Genomic DNA, 17,301 nt, shown 5'->3' on the forward strand with positions numbered 1-17,301 from the left:
TGTGAACAAAGCGGCGCGCCTATGATAGCATAGGCGCGCCGTTCTATTTTGATTAAGACAAGACCCTATGTTTCCATCCTTCCCTCCTTTTTCGTACTTTTACACCCTTCTTAAATACTACATCTTTCTATATATAAATTTTATTATAAACAGTCGTGATGAAGGCAAACTACTTAGACGAGCTTAACGAACAACAGCGGGAAGCAGTAATACATATCAATGGCCCCTTGATGATTGTAGCAGGCGCCGGTTCGGGAAAAACCAAGGTGCTGACCACCCGTATTGCGCACCTGATGCGCAATGGTGTGGATGCGTTTAATATTTTGTCTCTGACCTTTACCAACAAGGCTGCCCGGGAAATGAAAGAACGTGTGGAAAGGATACTTGGCAGCAGTGAAGCCCGTAACCTCTACATTGGCACCTTTCACTCCGTATTTGCCAGGCTGCTCCGTGCAGAAGCCTACCGGCTTGGTTATCCCAATGATTTCACCATTTATGATACAGACGACGCTAAAAGCGTGATCAAAACAATCATCAATGAACTGAATCTGGACGATAAACACTATAAACCTACTTTTGTATACAACCGCATTTCCGCTGCCAAAAACAGCCTGATGGGCCCAGAAGCTTATCAGCTAGATAGTCTTGTACAGCAGGAAGACATGCGCGCGAACAGGCCCCTTATCGGGAAAATCTATGATATGTACGCCAAGCGCACTTTTAAAAATGGCGCCATGGATTTCGATGATCTCCTGTTTAAAATGTACGTATTGCTCAAAACATTCCCGGAAGTACTGCATAAATACCAGCATAAGTTCAAATACATAATGATCGATGAGTACCAGGATACCAATCCGGCTCAGTATGAGATCATCAAACTGCTGGGCGCTGTTCATGAAAATATTTGTGTGGTGGGAGATGATGCGCAAAGTATTTACTCTTTCCGTGGCGCTACTATAGAAAACATCCTCCAGTTTGAGAAAGATTATGATGATGTGAAAGTAGTGAAGCTGGAACAGAATTATCGCAGTACCAAATCCATCCTGAATGTGGCCAATGAAGTAATTGCCCATAATAAAGGACAGATCGAAAAAAATCTGTGGACAGATAATACCGAGGGCGACACCATTAAGCTGGTGCGTACTATGACGGATAATGAAGAAGGGAAGTTTGTAGCGGATACTATTGCTGAACAGAAATTGCGTAACCATTACGACAATCGCGATTTCGTGATTCTTTACCGTACTAACGCCCAAAGCCGCTCTTTCGAGGAAAGCCTTCGCCGTAAAGCCATTCCTTATCGCATTTTCGGTGGCCTGTCGTTCTACCAGCGCAAGGAGATCAAAGATTTTGTGGCCTACCTCCGTGTGGTAATGAACACCCGGGATGAAGAGAGCCTGAAAAGGATCGTCAATTATCCGGTACGTGGCATCGGTAAAACTACCATAGAAAAAACCATTGTACTGAGTAACGAACACAATATCACCATGTGGGAAGTGCTGGAAAGAGCCCGGGAATTTGGTTTTAAAGGAGGTACTGTGGAAGCTATTGAGGCTTTTGTGGTAATGATCAAGAGCTTTCAGGCATTACTCACTGCCCAGAATGCCTATGATGTGGCTGTAACAGTGGGTAAGTCTACCAATATTGTAAAAGAGCTGTTTAACGATAAAACTACGGAGGGTCTTGCCCGTTATGAGAACGTGCAGGAATTATTGAACTCTATCAAAGAGTTTACTGAAACTCCCGACGAAGAAGGAGAGTTACTGGATAAAAGCATGGGCTCCTACCTGCAGCAGATCACTCTGCTCACCGATGCCGATCAGGGTAACGATGAAAACAGTGATGTGGTAAAGCTGATGACCATCCATGCGGCGAAAGGATTGGAGTTTCCGGTGGTATTTACCGTAGGGCTGGAAGAAACCCTGTTCCCCAGTGGAATGTCTATCAATACCCGGGAAGAACTGGAAGAGGAAAGACGGCTGTTCTATGTTGCTATCACCCGTGCAAAAACCCGTTTGTGGCTTACTTACGCCAATAGCCGTTATCGTTTCGGTAACCTGGTGCAGAATGAGCCTAGTCGCTTTCTGGAGGAAATGCCGGAAAAATTCATCGACCGTAGTTATGCTGGTGGTGGCAGTGTGCGCAATGCTTTTGGTGGCGGCAGTACCAACGGTTGGAGCAATAGCAACAACATGTTTGACCGGATGCAGAAAAAAGCGCCGGCCCAACAACAGCCTATGGCAAAGCAATCAGCTCCTAAGCCTACGTTTACAGCAGCTACTTCACATGTGCCTTCTGCCAACTTTACCCCGGATGATCCGGCAGGTATGCAACCTGGCATGGAGGTAGAGCACCAGAAATTTGGCTTTGGTACTATTACCGGTATGGAAGGTGCACCCAATAACAGAATTGCTACCATCGTGTTCCCGAAAGGTGGGGGCGAGAAGAAAATTATGCTCAATTACGCCAAATTGCGGATAGTAAGATAAATACTATTAGCTACACCAGTAGCCAACATCGATTCCATGGAAACAGCTATGTTAAAGCTCCGCCAGTTTTGCGCTTACCAGGAGAGAAGCCATCAGGAAACAAAATATAAATGTTTTGAGCTTGGATTGCGGGGCAACGAGGTAGAGGAGGCCCTTGCGGAACTGATAGCGGAAAATTTTCTTAATGAAGAACGATTTGCCAAAGCCTTTGCCGGAGGGAAATTCCGTATCAAACAATGGGGCCGGAAGAAAATACTGATGGAACTAAAACAACGCCAGGTATCTGCTTATTGCATTAAGAAAGGGTTGGCCGAAATAGATGAAGACGACTATGCTGCTGTGCTCTATAAGCTTACAGAAAAGAAATATGCGTTGCTGCAGCGGGAACCAGCTATCAAACGGAAGTATAAAACCATGCAATACCTGCTACAGCGGGGATATGAACCGGATTTGATCAACGATGCGCTTGAACAAATCGCAAATAATGAAGCCTGAGCAGGCAATAATTTTAAAAGTTTTTAACCGGTCAGGCCGTAATTTTGTAGATATAATTACCAACCAATGTCAGATCTGAAAGTAACGCTTATACAGTCGCAATTGCACTGGGAAGATAAAGCCGCCAATTTGCGCATGTTTGATGAGAAGATCAACAGCATCAAAGAAAAAATGGAAGTAGTTTTTTTACCAGAGATGTTCAGCACCGGCTTCAGCATGCAGCCCGAACGCCTGGCAGAAACCATGGATGGCAGTGCTGTAAGGTGGATGAAGCAGAAGGCCGCGGAGAAAAATATTATTATTACGGGCAGTCTCATCATAGAAGAAAATGGCGAATACCTGAACCGCCTTATCTGGATGTTACCTAATGGTACTTATGGCACCTACGATAAACGACATTTGTTTGGTTACGCAGGAGAAAACAATCATTACCAGCCTGGCCACAAACGTTTGATCGCTCAGGTAAAAGGTTGGAAAATAAATCTCAATATCTGTTATGATATGCGTTTCCCGGTTTGGGCGCGCAATACCATACAGCCAGATACCCAGGAACCGGCTTACGATGTGTTGGTATATGTGGCTAACTGGCCGGAAAGACGTAAAACGGCCTGGACTACCCTGTTGCAGGCCCGCGCAATTGAAAATCAGTCTTTTGCTATTGGTGTTAACCGTGTTGGCAATGATGGCAACAATATTTATCACAGCGGAGAAACCAGCCTGATTGATCCTATGGGAGAGATCATCTACCGTAAATCGCATGATGAAGATATTTTTACGTATACCCTTCAGCGTGAGCACCTGGATGAGGTAAGGAAAAATATTCCTTTTCTGAAAGATGCTGATGCATTTACCATCCTTTCTTAAAACAACCTACTTATGTTATTACAGGCTGTTCATCACATCGCTGTAATCTGCGCTGATTATGCCCGTAGCAAAGCTTTTTACACCGATGTGCTGGGTCTGCAGATAATACGTGAAATATATCGCGAAGAACGCGATTCCTGGAAACTGGATCTCGCACTGGGCAACCAATATATCATTGAATTGTTTTCTTTTCCTGATCCCCCGCCGAGGGTAAGTCGTCCGGAAGCCTGTGGGCTACGTCATCTGGCTTTTGCCGTTAGCGATATTGAAGCGGCTGTACAACAGCTGCTGCAGAAAGGCGTAACAACGGAACCCTTGCGCGTTGATCCGCACACCCAACAACGATTTACCTTTTTTGCGGACCCAGACGGGTTGCCCCTGGAACTTTACGAAGTAATGATTTCCACTCAGGTGTAGTCATGTTTTCGGATGGTTCCCAATAGCATCATCTCTTATTAAAGACAGCAGTTTATGTTAGCGCACTACATTAATGCCAGGATATTTACAGGAGAAGAAATATTAGATGATCATGTATTAAGTACCTGGCAGGGAAAGATCACCGGTATTGTGCCAGTATCGGAATGGACCTCCGATGGTCATGAAACAGATATGGGTGGGGCGCTGCTGGCACCGGCATTTATAGATCTGCAGATTTATGGTGGCAATGGCCACGTGTTTTTCCAGCATCCGTCTATTACTTCCCTTGCCGCCACAGTAGCTTACAGTAAAGCAGGTGGCGCTGCCTGGATAATGCCTACTGTACCTACTTCGGCGCCCGAAGTGGTGTTGGCTGCTATGCAAGCCGTGCGCGCCTATTGGGAGCAGGGGGAGAGGGTGTGTTAGGGTTGCATCTGGAAGGCCCTTTTATAAATCCTGTAAAAAAAGGCGCTCATCTGGAGCAGTATATCCATCCGCCTACACAGGAAGATATTAACTGGATACTTGAAAACGGCGGTGGCGTGGTGAAAATCATGACTTTGGCTCCGGAATGCTGTAGTCCTGAACTGGTAAGGCAATTACAGGCAGCGGGTATTACGGTGTTTGCCGGGCATAGCAATGCCACTTACTCCCAGGCCTATACGTTTTTTGATAATGGTATCCGGCACGCTACCCACCTTTTTAATGCCATGTCGCCGCTAGAAAGCCGTGCCCCAGGCCTGGTAGGCGCGGTATATGACCATCCGCAGGTAATGGCCAGCATTGTAGCAGATGGCGTGCACGTAGATTTTGCCGCAGTGCGTATCAGTAAAAAGATCATGCAGGACCGTTTGTTCCTGATCACAGACGCGGTAGAGGAAAGTAAGGATGGCGCTTATGTATATTTCCGGGAAAAAGACCGCTATGTGAATGCTACTGGCGTGCTCTCAGGTTCTTGCCTGACTATGGTAAATGCAGTGCATAATTGTGTGGAACAAGTAGGTGTTCCGCTGGAAGAGGCTTTGCGTATGGCCTCCCTGTATCCTGCACGGGCGATAGGCCGGGAACAGTCGCTTGGAAGGATTGCAGTAGGATACGATGCCTCGCTGGTAGCGATTCGCTCCAACTGGAATACAATAGTATACTGTTAATAGCCCTATCTTCGTAGCATTAATAAAGCAACATGAGTGCATTGACTCGTTTTTTTAAAAAAGACCGGTATAAAAATTTGTTCCTGTTTACCTGGCTGGTATTGGGTCTTATACAGGCTGGCTTCTCTGAGCTATGGGACGATGAAGCTTATTACTGGGTATATTCCCGTCATCTCGACTGGGGGTATTTTGATCATCCGCCCATGATAGCACTGTTGATCAAAACGGGATACGGCATTTTTCATAATGAGTTGGGCGTACGTTTGCTGATCGTGATTATCAATACACTTACCTTATGGATCACGGCCAGGTTGATTGCCTCGAAAGATAATAAGCTTTTTTACCTCATTATAGGCGCCATGGGCGCCATGCAGATTGGTGGTATATTGGCGGTGCCGGATGTGCCGCTCATATTCTTTGCTGCTGTATACTTCTGGGTATACCGTAATTTCCTTCAAGAGCAAAACTGGAAAAATACTTTGCTGTTGGGTGTTGCCATGGCATTGATGTTTTACAGTAAATATCACGGTGTACTGCTGGTATTTTTTACTTTGTTATCCAATATTAACCTACTGAAGGTTTTCAAGTTCTATATCGCTTGTATTATCACCACGTTGTTATTTTTTCCGCATATTTACTGGCAGTATACACATGGTTTTCCTTCCTTGCAATACCATCTGATAGAGCGGAACGCATCTGCCTATCAAATCAGTTTTTCGCTGGATTACCTTGCCGGGCAATTGCTTTTATTTGGTCCTTTACTGGGTTGGCTGATATTGTACTATGCTTTCCGCAGTCCTGTGCAAAATTCATTTGAGCGGGCATTGAAATATTGTGTTGTAGGTGTGCTGGCTTTTTTCCTTCTCAGTACTTTTAAAGGTAGGGTAGAGGCCAATTGGACGGTGATGTTGTTTACTCCGGTAGTGATACTGGCTCATCAGGCAATTGTGCGGAAAGGTTGGTCGCAGCGGTGGTGGTTGTATACATTGCCATTAACCTTACTGTTGGTACTGGCTGCCAGGGTGTACATGATCTGGGATTTTATGCCAGGGGTAAAAATAAGGCCTGAGATCCACCACAATCGTGAATGGACTTCCCAGATAGCTGCCCGCGCCCAGGGGAGGCCTGTAGTATTTATTAACAGTTACCAGGAGCCTTCCAAGTATATGTTCTATACAGGCCAATTGTCTTATAGTCTTAATACCTGGTACTCCCGGAGAAGCCAATATAATTTCTGGGATACAGAAACCCGGTTATGGGGCCGGCCGGTGATGGTAGTATTTGATCCGGGGCTGGATATGCCGGTTACAGATAGCCTGAAAACGGTGCGTGGCACCTGGGATTATTACCTTATGCCGCAGTACTATTCATATTCGCTGATACAATTAAAGCCTGCTTTAAGAGTGATTAGGGCAAAGCGTGGTGCGCATGTAAATGTGATGTTACAGGTAGATAATAATTACCATCAGCCTATCTCTTGGGACCGGAATACTGCATCTGTATTGGGGTATGGCATCTTGGCTGAAGGGGAGTTGTTTCCGCCGGTGAAAACCGCTATTACATTGGAAGCAGCGGTACAGCGCCAGCTAACCAACCTGGAAGTGGTGATGCCAGATAAGCCAGGAAAATACCACCTTAAATTTTCTGTATTTGCCGGAGTGTTGCCACCTACCCATAATAGCCGGTTAATTCCATTGATAGTAGAATAAGCTGTCCTTTATGAAGGGAGGTTCAATAAAAAATGGCTGGCCAGGTTAGGGGCCAGCCATTTTTGCATATCGTGAGTTCTTACTGTTGGAAAGCGTTCCAGCCCTGGGCTACTAGTTTAAATTTGTTGCCTCCTTTAGTAAGGATATGGGCGCCATCAGCGATATCGGTCATGTAGCCGATCACGCTGATTTGTTCGTTGAGTACAATTTTATCGTAGTCTTGCTGTTTCATAGTGAACAGCAGTTCATAGTCTTCTCCGCCGCTCAATGCAGCTGCGGTAGGGTCCAGGCCAAATTTCATGGCTATTTCCCGGCTTTCCTGTGCAATTGGTATCTTTTCTTCATACAATACTACGCCCAGGTTGCTTTGTTTGGCGATGTGCAATATTTCAGAGCTGAGGCCATCGCTTACGTCCATCATTGCGGTAGGTACAATATCTTCCTGCTGCAGGAATTCGATGATATCTTTACGGGCTTCCGGCTTTAGCTGGCGGCCGATAATATAGGTTTGATTTTCCAGATCCGGTTTTATATCCGGGCTTTCGAGGAAGATCTTTTTTTCTCTTTCAAGCAGGGTAAGGCCCAGGTAGGCTGCTCCCAGATCGCCGGTTACGCAGAGCAGGTCGCCTTTTTGGGCGGTAGATCTCTTTACGAATTGGTCGGGGGCTACTTCGCCTATGGCGGTAACGCTAATGATAAATCCTTTTTGTGAGTTACTGGTATCACCGCCCACCAGGTCTACCCCATATTTTTCGCAAGCAGCATATACGCCTTCATAGAACTCGTTCATCGCTTCCAGGGAGAAGCGGTTAGAAAAGGCGATGCTGATAGTGATCTGTGTAGGGGTGGCATTCATAGCGTAGATATCCGAAAGGTTTACTACCACTGATTTATAGCCCAGGTGTTTCAGGGGAGTATACATCAGGTCGAAGTGGATGCCTTCTACCAGCATATCGGTGCTGATCACGGTTTGTTTGCCAAAGTGGTCTATCACGGCAGCATCATCGCCTACGCCCAATACAGTGCTGGCATTTTGTATTTCTATATTCCGGGTGAGATAGTCTATCAGGCCAAATTCGCCCAGGTCTTGTATTTCAGTTCTTTCTTGTTCCATTTTTCCCAATGCTTATTTAGCGTTAACAAGTTCTTGTAAGGCAGTATGTATATGGCCGTTAGTAGCCAATACCTGTTTTTGCCAGGGTGTATATTTATTTCCGGAGAAGTCGGTTACCAAGCCGCCTGCTTCTTCCACGATAAGGGCGCCGGCAGCGGAGTCCCAGGGCTGCAGGTGGTGTTCATAAAAGCCGTCGAAGCGGCCACAGGCCACCCAACAGAGGTCTATAGCGGCAGAACCTAAGCGCCGTAAAGGTATGCCCGCTTTAATGACCCGTTCAAACATCTGCAATGGGTTATTGGGCATATCTTCCCATTGGTAAGGGAAACCGGTTACCAGGCAGGATTTGGCGACTTCTGTTTTCCTGGATACGTGAATGGGTTGGCCATTCAGGGTGGCGCCCTGGCCTTTTTCCGCTACAAACAGTTCATTCATGAAAGGGTTGTACACCGCTCCCAGTATCATTTCACCGTCTTTTTCCACACCTATGGATACACAGCAGATGGGAATACCATTGGCGTAGTTCACGGTACCGTCTATAGGGTCAATGATCCATTTTATTGTGGAGTTTGTTTTTATTTCTCCTGCTTCTTCACTCAGGATAAAATGATCTGGGTAAGTTTCCCGGATAATAGCTATGATGGCTGCTTCCGACCTTTTATCCACCTCTGTTACAAGGTCGTTTACCGTACTTTTACTGCTCACCTCGAAAGGGCCATTGAAATATTGTTGCAGTATTTTTCCGCTGGCTTCAGTAGCTTTGAGTAAAGTTGTTTTTAGCATGCCGCAAAGGTAATTATGAATTACGAATTATAGATTGCGATTTCTAACCTACATCTTAGGGATATTTTATATGTATAGACGATTTATCGATAACTCATAGCCTGTAATTCGAAATTCTCAGTCATCTTATATTCAATATTCCACTTATTTTTGTAGTTCAATTAAAGAGAGGGTAAGTTAATGGCCATTATAGGTAATCTTATTTCCAGGTCACTGCGTATCAGGAAGAAGTTCACATTTAAATTAGGTACACCGCGCCAATACCAGTTGCAGGTGCTGCACCGCTTACTGGAAAAGGCTAAGGAGACTGACTTTGGTCGCCACTACCAATTTCAGGAGATACTGGATAGTCCAAACTTTATAGGACAATACCGTGAGAAAGTACCGGTGCATAATTACACTAAAATGCACAAGGAATGGTGGTATCGCTGTTTGGAAGGGGAAGCGAATGTGAGCTGGCCTGAGAAGATCAAATATTTTGCATTGAGCTCTGGTACTTCGGAGTCTGCCAGTAAACACATCCCTGTTACCAGGGCGATGTTGAAAACGGTGAAGAAAGTGGGTGTGAAACAGCTGTATTCTATGGCTAATTTCAATATTCCACCCCGTTCTTTCGAAAAAGGCATTCTGATGTTGGGGGGTACTACTTCCTTGTATGAGAAAGGCGATTATTATGAGGGCGATATGAGTGGCATTCAGGCCAAGAATATTCCCCGTTGGTTTCGCCGTTTCTATAAGCCTGGGGGGAAAATCTCCCGGAAGCCTAATTGGGAACAGCGTATCAAGCTCATTGTGCGCAAGGCCAAAGATTGGGATGTAGGTACCGTTTGCGGAGTGCCTGCGTGGGTACAGATTGTATTAGAAGAAATTATCAAATATCACGGCGTTAAGCATATACACGAAATATGGCCTAATTTGGCTGTATATATACACGGAGGTGTGTCCTTTGAGCCGTATCGCGACAGCTTCCAGAAGCTGCTCGGAAAGCCCATTGCGTTCATTGAAACCTATATGGCCTCAGAAGGGTCTTTCGGTTTCCAGGCCCGTCCGGGTACTAAAGGGATCAAACTGGTGTTAAATGCCGGTATTTTCTTCGAATTCATACCTTTTAACGAAGAAAACTTTGATACCGAAGGAGAGGTGAAGCCTAATCCTAAGTCTTACATGGTGCATGAGGTAGTGGAAGATGTGGAATACGCGGTGATGCTGTCTACCTGTGCCGGCGCATGGCGTTACCTGATTGGTGATGTGGTGAAGTTTACTTCTGTAAAAGAGCATGAAATTGTGATTGTTGGCCGTACCAAACAGTTCCTGAGCCTTTGTGGGGAACACATGAGTATCGACAACATGAACAAGGCCATTGACAATGTACAAAAGAAATTAGGCATTACTGTCAGAGAGTTTACCGTAGCGGGTTTCCCTTACCAAAACCTGTTTGCTCACCGCTGGTATGTAGGCACAGATACGCCGGGGGTGGATGCTGAAAAAGTTCGGGAGATCATCGATCAAACGCTTTGCGAGGTGAACGACGACTATGCGGTAGAGCGTTCTGCGGCATTGAAAGAAGTATTTGTAGAAATATTGCCAAATGAAATGTTTATAGATTATCTCCGTTGCAAAGGCAAGGAGGGGGCTATGAACAAGTTTCCACGGGTGATGAAGGGAGAGAAATTGAAGGATTGGGAAAAATTTCTGGCTGGCAAAACCGTTAAGTATTAAGTATAAGTAGTACTTGTGACACGGAAATTATAAGCATGATAGCAGCAATTGTAGCGGGACTGGGACTTGGATTATTTCTTTCATTATCGGTAGGCCCCGTAATATTCGCCATTATAAAGTACAGCATTAACAATGGCTTTAAGGCAGGCATCAGTTTCGCACTGGGCGTGTCTTTCAGTGATATTGCGTTTGTACTTATCGGTAACCTGGCTACTTCTTTCATTAGCGGGTTGGAAGATTATAAAAAACATATAGGTATAGTAGGCGGCTGTTTATTGATAGGTATGGGCATTTACGGATTGTTGTTTAAGAAAGTGAGGATCAGTACGGGAGATGAGAAGCCCGAAATGTTCCGTACGCATGACTATCTGAAGATATGGCTGGCTGGTTTTTTAATGAACACCCTGAATCCAGGAGTGGTCATTTTCTGGTTAGGTGTTTGTGTAGCGAATAGCGCTACTCCTGTCGGTCACCGTATTATCATGTATACCATTTGTTTGAGTATGGTATTATCGGCAGATATCCTTAAAGTGTTTGTGTCTAATAAAATCCGCCATAAGCTTACGTTAACCAATGTAGAGTGGTTGAATCGCATTGCCGGGGCCAGTATGATCATTTTTGGGGTGGTGTTGTTGTATAAGGTATTGTTTGATGTAGGTGCCTTGGGGCATTGATTATCAATGTGCTATAAAAATAAAGGGCTAAATGATTATTCATTTAGCCCTTTATTTTTAGTTTCGTTATTTATTTAATGGTCCAGGTTTCGTTACCAGCCAGTAACTTATCCAGGTCGCCTTCACCTTTTTTAGCTATCGCTTCTGTTAATTGGGCCAACATAATCTCTTCATAAGTAGGGCGGTATACCTGGTAAAACACGCCGAAAGGACGGGGTAGATGACCTTCAATACGGGGATCGTCGAACATGCGGGTGAGCAGTTGCGCCTTATAAAAGTCATTTTCATCGTGTATCCACAGGTCGCTTTCTGTAAATTCATTTCCCAGCTCCACTACTATGGGCTTTAAGCCGTCCAAACGGACGCCTTTGTTTTTCTGGGCGCCAAATACAAATGGTTTACCGTGCTCCACAAAAAGGGTTTCTTCTGCTTTGGTGCCTTTTTCTGTAAAAGCTTCAAAAGCGCCATCGTTGAAGATGTTACAGTTCTGGTATATTTCCAGGAAGGAAGCACCTTTGTGCGCATGGCTTCGTTTCAGCATTTCCTGCAGGTGTTTAGGATCACGGTCCATACTGCGGGCAATGAAGGTAGCGTCTGCACCCAAGGCCAGGGCCATTGGGTTAAACGGATGGTCGATACTACCCATAGGGGTAGATTTAGTGACCTTGTTCTCTTCTGAGGTAGGAGAATACTGTCCTTTGGTTAAACCATAGATCTGGTTATTGAACAGCATAATGTTTACATCAAAATTACGGCGCAGCAGGTGAATGGTGTGGTTACCTCCAATAGACAAGCCGTCACCGTCGCCGGTTACGATCCATACGCTTAGTTCCGGACGGGCAGCCTTTAGGCCAGAAGCAATAGCGGTAGCGCGGCCGTGGATAGAGTGCATGCCATACGTATTCATGTAGTATGGAAAGCGGGACGAGCAGCCAATACCGGAAATGATCACAATATTTTCGCGGGGAACGCCCAGCGTAGGCATAATGGTTTGTACCTGTTTAAGTATAGAGTAGTCACCGCAACCAGGGCACCAGCGTACTTCCTGGTCTGTTGCAAAGTCTTTTGCCGTTAATGCTGCGGGTGGAACTATAGTTGCTGTTGACATTTGTATGAGTTAATGATAATATTATGATATAGCTGCTGTAAAGTTACAACAGATCCCTGTAAATATAAGGTCTGTGCCTGCAGTTCCCACTAACCTCAGCGGTGGGATAAAATAGCATAATTCCGGTAAAGGGAACGGCGTATTATTGCGCCTGCAGCTCTTCCCAGTATTCTGCCGCCCGGCGGGTATGCGGAATAACAATGGTACCACCTACAATATTGGCTACAGCAAATATTTCATACATTTCTGCTGTAGTAACACCCTGTTCAAAGGCTTTTCCCAGATGGTATTTGATACAATCATCGCAGCGTAATACCATAGACGCCACCAGGCCCAGCATTTCCTTGGTTTTTGTGCTTAAAGCGCCTTCTGCATAGGTGTTGGTATCCAGGTTAAACAAGCGGTTGATCACTTTATTTTGTTTGCCCAGTATAACCTCATTCATTTTAGCACGGTAGTCGTTAAACTCCTGAATCGCATTGCCCATATCACTGTGGTTTATATTGTTATAGTTTTCAATTCACGCAATAAAGCTATGAAAGGATTTACAAATATAGACTAATCTACTTTTTAGGTAGACTATTAGGGCTATAACCTCTATTTATGGCGCATAGCTAAAAGTTATTTCTATTTTCGCTATCTTGTATCTACCCACCAATATCAAACAAGATCTACATTACTTATGAGAACAACCCTCTTTTCCCGGCTATTGGCCTTATTACTATGCATAGGCGCCATCAGTAAAGCACAAGAGAAAAAATTGTTGGGATATGCCGACAGCAGCGCCGTTAACCAACTGGAGCTGGAATCCCGTTTCGATCAACAATTGAGCAGCGCCCACATTGGAGAAACTATTAAAGCATTATCCTCGCAGCCGCATCATATTGGTTCCGCCAGGGGCAAGGCTGTGGCGGAAGATATCTTGCAGCGTTTTCAAAGTTATGGTTGGGACGCGGAAATTGTTACTTACCAGGTATTGTTTCCCACGCCTAAAGAAAGGGTGTTGGAACTGAAGGCGCCTGTTGCCTATAAAGCCCTGTTAAAAGAACCTGCCTTGAAAGAAGACGCTACTTCCGGTGAGGAAGGGCAGCTGCCTACCTACAACGCCTGGAGCGCCGATGGAGATGTAGAGGCAGGGCTAATATACGTAAATTATGGATTACCAGAAGATTATGAATACCTCGATCGTGCCGGCATCAGCGTGAAAGGAAAAATAGTTATAGCCAAGTATGGCCGTTCCTGGCGGGGCAGCAAGCCTAAAGTAGCCCAGGAACATGGCGCTGTTGGCTGTATTATTTACTCTGATCCCAAGGATGATGGTTATTATAATGGCGATGTATACCCCCAAGGCGCCTTTAAAAATGAATATGGAGTGCAAAGGGGGTCTGTAATGGATATTGTGATATACCCCGGAGATCCGCTCACGCCCAACAAAGGGGCTACTGCCGATGCCCAGCGGTTAAACCGCCTGCAAGCTCCCAATCTGCTCAAAATACCCGTATTGCCGATTAGTTATCATGATGCTACTCCTTTGCTGAAAGCGCTCGATGGCCCTGTGGCGCCGGAAGACTGGCGAGGTGCGCTGCCTTTTACCTATCATATCGGTGGTGGAAAAGGGACAGTGCATCTGAAATTGTTGTTCGACTGGCAGATCAGGCCTTGCTACAATGTGATCGCCAGGCTGAAAGGCAGTGAAGCGCCGGATGAATGGGTGATCCGTGGCAATCACCACGATGCCTGGGTAAACGGTGCAGCAGATCCAGTGAGTGGCTTGGCTGCCCTGCTAGAAGAAGCCAAAGCCATTGGCGCCTTGCACCAACAGGGTTACCAGCCCCGCCGCACCTTGGTATACTGCGCCTGGGATGGAGAAGAACCAGGCCTGCTGGGTTCTACGGAGTGGGTAGAAGACCATGCCGCTGAATTGAGAGAAAAAGCGGTAGTATATATCAACTCAGATAACAATGGCCGTGGCTTTTTGAGTGCCAGTGGCTCCCATGCGCTGGAAACACTGGTGAATGAAGTAGCCAGGGATATTACCGATCCCCAAACAGAGGTAACCCTGCTGGCTCGCAAACAGGCTGCAGACGTATTAAAAGCCACTACCCCCAAACTGAAAAAGGAACGCCTCAATAAAACAGGGATGGCTATTGGTGCTATGGGGTCTGGCTCGGATTATTCTTCCTTTCTGCAACATTTGGGTGTACCATCGCTAGACCTGGGTTTTGGAGGAGAAGATGCTGGTGGTGAATATCACTCTATCTATGATTCTTATGATGACTATATCCGGTTTAAAGATCCCGGATTTAATTATGGAGTGGCTTTGTCGAAAATGGCCGGCCATACGGTATTGCGTATCGCTGATGCTACCACATTGCCATTCGATTTCCGTAAGCTGTACGAAACGGTAAGCGGTTATGTAAACGAGCTCACAGAACTGGCTGCCACCATGCGGGAATCAACAGCAATAGAAAATCAATTGATCAGAGAATATAAATACCAGTTAGCCACCGATACTGCAAAACATTTATTGCCACCGATGCTTAAATCAACTGTGCCTTATCTGGATTTCTCCGCCCTGCAAAATGCGGTGCAAGGACTGGATACCGTTACACTGGTACTAGCGGTTTCCCGTTGGCCGGCAACTGCCGCTTTCAATAAAGCCTTGTATCAGGCAGAGCAACAGTTGTTGGATGATAAAGGATTGCCTGCCCGCTCCTGGTATAAACATACGCTTTATGCTCCCGGCTTTTACACTGGTTACGGTGTAAAAACGATCCCAGGAGTTAGGGAAGCAATAGAGCAACGGCGGTGGCAGGAAGCGCAGGAACAGATTACTGTGGTAGCCACAGCAATTAATCGGTTGTCGGCATATTTATATGCTGTGGCGCGTCGATGATAAATTGAAAAAAAATAAATACAAAGCCCGTTGCATTTTGCAACGGGCTTTGTATTTATTTGCCAGAAGCAGCTTCTTCCTGTAAGTAGTCTTTCAGGCCGGCTATGATCTTTTCTACCAGCAGTTGCTGGAAAGCCGGTTGTAACAACTTTTCTTCATCTCCGGGATTACTGAGAAAAAGGGTTTCTATGAGTGCGTCCGGAAACTCGGTAGGGTTATTTAGTATAAAATTAAAGTCGGGGTTGTTGCCGAAGTCCTGTAATCCTGTTTCCAGCAGGCGTTTGTGGATAGCGCTGCAGAGTGGTTCGCAGAAGGGCCATTTATAATAGGTAGCGGTACCCGATACATCTACCGGGTTTACAGAGGAATTCAGGTGAATACTTAATAACAGATCCGGATTAGCCCGCCGGAAGAAGGAGAGCCGGTCTTCATTGGCGACAAATTTTTCGGTAGTGCGCGACATAATAACGGTAGCGCCTTCCCTCTCCAACATGGTTTTCAATAGGAGGGAGAGCAGGAGGGTATAATTTTTTTCTACGGCGCCGGTAAGGCCGGCGGCTCCCGGATTATTGCCTCCATGCCCGGGATCTATGCCGATCACCAAACGGGAAAGGGATAATTTTTCCGGAACGCGTTTAATCTTTACCGTTATACGGTGGTTGTCGTAATAGATCTGGTAGCCCCAGGGAGCATGTTTTAAGGAAATCACCATGCGGCATACATCCGGAGCAGGTTGTCCCCAGGATACGGAGGCGATCTCTTTGGTATTTTGCAGCAGGGTGCTCAGTCCTTTTTCTGAGTATACGCCGTGGATGTCTACCATAATTTTTTTGGCGGCTACTAGCTGGGTGGAAGTGTAAGGTAGTTTATCGGATAAAGCAACGGAAATGTAATCGGCTTGTTCGTCGCCCCATATTTTGGCATCATCAGCGATGCTTACGGGTAGTTCTTCCTGTGGAATTTCCGTGTCTACCAGCGGTTCCGGAATAAAGGCATTCGTTTTGGAAGATAGCTTTACTTTATAATAGTCATCTTGTTTACCTACAATATGCAGTAATACGCCTTTGTCCAGGTAGCCGATTTTATTGGGCCCGAGGCGGTCGCCACGGGGACTGGAAGTTAAATAGGTCATGTTGTCTATGGCGCGCCCGGTAAAGGGAATCTCGTTGTGCATTACACTATAATGATAGGGGCTGACGAGCGTAGTGGTTTCCCCGTTAGGCCGGTGCAAGTGGGCGGTGATTTTGCCATTTAGCAGCGAGTCGGCGGCTTTTATCACATACATACCACTGTAATAGCCTGGCACGCCGCCTGTTTGGGAAGCGGGTATTTCTTTTAATACTATGTTGTTGAGCCAGGTGGCGGTTACGCCAGGATATCCCTTCATTCTTATACGCAGGGTGTCCCCTTCCGAAAGCAACAGGTTGCCGGAGGGCGTTATTTCCATGAAATCGATCCGGAAAGCGCTGGTGGCGGCAGGTGCCGGAGGTGGATTGTAATAGTAAGTGATATTTTTCGTAGTGGTTTCTCCGTTAGGTGTGGCGGCTGTTACAGAGAAGGTGTTTTTTCCGTTGCTGAGTTCAAATTTAGCGGCAAACGTCCCTGTCGTATATACGTGTACGCTATCGTTGTTGATAGTCACCATACAGCCTGTGCAAGTACGGCCGGCGATGAACTGTTTGGCGCTGCTTACATTATTTTGTTCCCGGGAAGGCTGGCTGATTCGCAGTGTAGCCTGGCTGGCAGCAAATAAGGGGATACAAACCGCTATTAAAATCTGAAGTAAAAACTTTGCTGATAGCATCATAACCTGTCATCAATATCCTGAAAGAATGTAAAGATAAGCAGGTGAAGGGAATAGGAAACAAACCGGTAGAAAAAT

General features: G+C 45.8%; 15 protein-coding genes. 10 read left to right on the plus strand and 5 right to left on the minus strand.

Annotated features, from left to right (window positions below):
• Window positions 1–158: 158 nt before the first annotated feature.
• The 7 genes from ACDQ55_RS04930 to ACDQ55_RS04960 all read left to right on the plus strand — a co-directional run bounded on the left by ACDQ55_RS04930 (window position 159) and on the right by ACDQ55_RS04960 (window position 7,125).
• Window positions 159–2,489: an ATP-dependent helicase gene (locus ACDQ55_RS04930; protein ID WP_420980053.1), complete on the plus strand. Its 2,331-nt coding sequence runs from the start codon at window positions 159–161 to the stop codon at window positions 2,487–2,489.
• A 36-nt stretch (window positions 2,490–2,525) separates the two neighbouring features.
• Window positions 2,526–2,984 (plus strand): regulatory protein RecX, encoded by a 459-nt coding sequence (locus ACDQ55_RS04935; protein ID WP_420980055.1) that lies wholly within the window; start codon window positions 2,526–2,528, stop codon window positions 2,982–2,984.
• Between the two features lie 66 nt (window positions 2,985–3,050).
• On the plus strand, window positions 3,051–3,848 hold the full coding sequence (locus ACDQ55_RS04940; protein ID WP_420980056.1) for an amidohydrolase: 798 nt from the start codon (window positions 3,051–3,053) through the stop codon (window positions 3,846–3,848).
• Between the two features lie 12 nt (window positions 3,849–3,860).
• Window positions 3,861–4,265, plus strand: a complete 405-nt coding sequence (locus tag ACDQ55_RS04945) for a VOC family protein (protein ID WP_420980057.1) — start codon at window positions 3,861–3,863, stop codon at window positions 4,263–4,265.
• A 54-nt stretch (window positions 4,266–4,319) separates the two neighbouring features.
• Window positions 4,320–4,691, plus strand: a complete 372-nt coding sequence (locus ACDQ55_RS04950; RefSeq protein ID WP_420980058.1) for a hypothetical protein — start codon at window positions 4,320–4,322, stop codon at window positions 4,689–4,691.
• A complete protein-coding gene (gene nagA, locus ACDQ55_RS04955) occupies window positions 4,685–5,416 on the plus strand; it encodes an N-acetylglucosamine-6-phosphate deacetylase (protein WP_420980060.1) in 732 nt (243 codons plus the stop codon). Before ACDQ55_RS04950 ends, nagA begins: the two co-directional genes overlap by 7 nt.
• Before the next feature lie 32 nt (window positions 5,417–5,448).
• On the plus strand, window positions 5,449–7,125 hold the full coding sequence (locus ACDQ55_RS04960) for an ArnT family glycosyltransferase (protein ID WP_420980061.1): 1,677 nt from the start codon (window positions 5,449–5,451) through the stop codon (window positions 7,123–7,125).
• 79 nt (window positions 7,126–7,204) lie between these two features.
• On the opposite strand, the gene thiL is transcribed toward ACDQ55_RS04960, so the two are convergent.
• Both thiL and ACDQ55_RS04970 read right to left on the minus strand, forming a co-directional pair.
• Complete coding sequence (gene thiL / locus ACDQ55_RS04965) at window positions 7,205–8,239, minus strand: thiamine-phosphate kinase (protein ID WP_420980062.1); 1,035 nt, start codon at window positions 8,237–8,239, stop codon at window positions 7,205–7,207.
• 12 nt (window positions 8,240–8,251) lie between these two features.
• Entirely contained in the window at window positions 8,252–9,022 is a 771-nt protein-coding gene (locus ACDQ55_RS04970; protein ID WP_420980063.1) for an inositol monophosphatase family protein, read from the minus strand.
• A 180-nt stretch (window positions 9,023–9,202) separates the two neighbouring features.
• Here ACDQ55_RS04970 and ACDQ55_RS04975 point away from each other — a divergent pair, with 180 nt between their 5' ends.
• Window positions 9,203–10,741: a GH3 family domain-containing protein gene (locus ACDQ55_RS04975; protein WP_420980064.1), complete on the plus strand. Its 1,539-nt coding sequence runs from the start codon at window positions 9,203–9,205 to the stop codon at window positions 10,739–10,741.
• Between the two features lie 35 nt (window positions 10,742–10,776).
• Window positions 10,777–11,415: a LysE family translocator gene (locus tag ACDQ55_RS04980; protein WP_420980065.1), complete on the plus strand. Its 639-nt coding sequence runs from the start codon at window positions 10,777–10,779 to the stop codon at window positions 11,413–11,415.
• Between the two features lie 70 nt (window positions 11,416–11,485).
• On the opposite strand, the gene ACDQ55_RS04985 is transcribed toward ACDQ55_RS04980, so the two are convergent.
• Window positions 11,486–12,523: a 2-oxoacid:ferredoxin oxidoreductase subunit beta gene (locus tag ACDQ55_RS04985; protein WP_420980066.1), complete on the minus strand. Its 1,038-nt coding sequence runs from the start codon at window positions 12,521–12,523 to the stop codon at window positions 11,486–11,488.
• 142 nt (window positions 12,524–12,665) lie between these two features.
• On the minus strand, window positions 12,666–13,010 hold the full coding sequence (locus ACDQ55_RS04990; protein ID WP_420980068.1) for a carboxymuconolactone decarboxylase family protein: 345 nt from the start codon (window positions 13,008–13,010) through the stop codon (window positions 12,666–12,668).
• Between the two features lie 195 nt (window positions 13,011–13,205).
• Between ACDQ55_RS04990 and ACDQ55_RS04995 the strand changes: the two genes are divergently transcribed.
• Window positions 13,206–15,419, plus strand: a complete 2,214-nt coding sequence (locus tag ACDQ55_RS04995) for a transferrin receptor-like dimerization domain-containing protein (RefSeq protein ID WP_420980069.1) — start codon at window positions 13,206–13,208, stop codon at window positions 15,417–15,419.
• 55 nt (window positions 15,420–15,474) lie between these two features.
• Here ACDQ55_RS04995 and ACDQ55_RS05000 read toward each other — a convergent pair whose 3' ends face one another.
• Window positions 15,475–17,226: an N-acetylmuramoyl-L-alanine amidase gene (locus ACDQ55_RS05000; protein WP_420980070.1), complete on the minus strand. Its 1,752-nt coding sequence runs from the start codon at window positions 17,224–17,226 to the stop codon at window positions 15,475–15,477.
• Between the last annotated feature and the right edge of the window lie 75 nt (window positions 17,227–17,301).

This window comes from Chitinophaga sp. 30R24 (assembly GCF_049056765.1).
In the GTDB taxonomy this organism is placed as follows: domain Bacteria; phylum Bacteroidota; class Bacteroidia; order Chitinophagales; family Chitinophagaceae; genus Chitinophaga.

Coding starts and splice junctions, on each gene's coding strand:
- ACDQ55_RS04940 (WP_420980056.1), top strand. CDS start 3,051: ATGTCAGATCTGAAAGTAACGCTTATACAGTCGCAATTGCACTGGGAA.
- ACDQ55_RS04990 (WP_420980068.1), bottom strand. CDS start 13,010: ATGGGCAATGCGATTCAGGAGTTTAACGACTACCGTGCTAAAATGAAT.
- ACDQ55_RS04980 (WP_420980065.1), top strand. CDS start 10,777: ATGATAGCAGCAATTGTAGCGGGACTGGGACTTGGATTATTTCTTTCA.
- ACDQ55_RS04975 (WP_420980064.1), top strand. CDS start 9,203: ATGGCCATTATAGGTAATCTTATTTCCAGGTCACTGCGTATCAGGAAG.
- ACDQ55_RS05000 (WP_420980070.1), bottom strand. CDS start 17,226: ATGATGCTATCAGCAAAGTTTTTACTTCAGATTTTAATAGCGGTTTGT.
- ACDQ55_RS04935 (WP_420980055.1), top strand. CDS start 2,526: ATGGAAACAGCTATGTTAAAGCTCCGCCAGTTTTGCGCTTACCAGGAG.
- ACDQ55_RS04960 (WP_420980061.1), top strand. CDS start 5,449: ATGAGTGCATTGACTCGTTTTTTTAAAAAAGACCGGTATAAAAATTTG.
- ACDQ55_RS04995 (WP_420980069.1), top strand. CDS start 13,206: ATGAGAACAACCCTCTTTTCCCGGCTATTGGCCTTATTACTATGCATA.
- ACDQ55_RS04985 (WP_420980066.1), bottom strand. CDS start 12,523: ATGTCAACAGCAACTATAGTTCCACCCGCAGCATTAACGGCAAAAGAC.
- ACDQ55_RS04945 (WP_420980057.1), top strand. CDS start 3,861: ATGTTATTACAGGCTGTTCATCACATCGCTGTAATCTGCGCTGATTAT.
- thiL (WP_420980062.1), bottom strand. CDS start 8,239: ATGGAACAAGAAAGAACTGAAATACAAGACCTGGGCGAATTTGGCCTG.
- ACDQ55_RS04930 (WP_420980053.1), top strand. CDS start 159: ATGAAGGCAAACTACTTAGACGAGCTTAACGAACAACAGCGGGAAGCA.
- ACDQ55_RS04970 (WP_420980063.1), bottom strand. CDS start 9,022: ATGCTAAAAACAACTTTACTCAAAGCTACTGAAGCCAGCGGAAAAATA.
- ACDQ55_RS04950 (WP_420980058.1), top strand. CDS start 4,320: ATGTTAGCGCACTACATTAATGCCAGGATATTTACAGGAGAAGAAATA.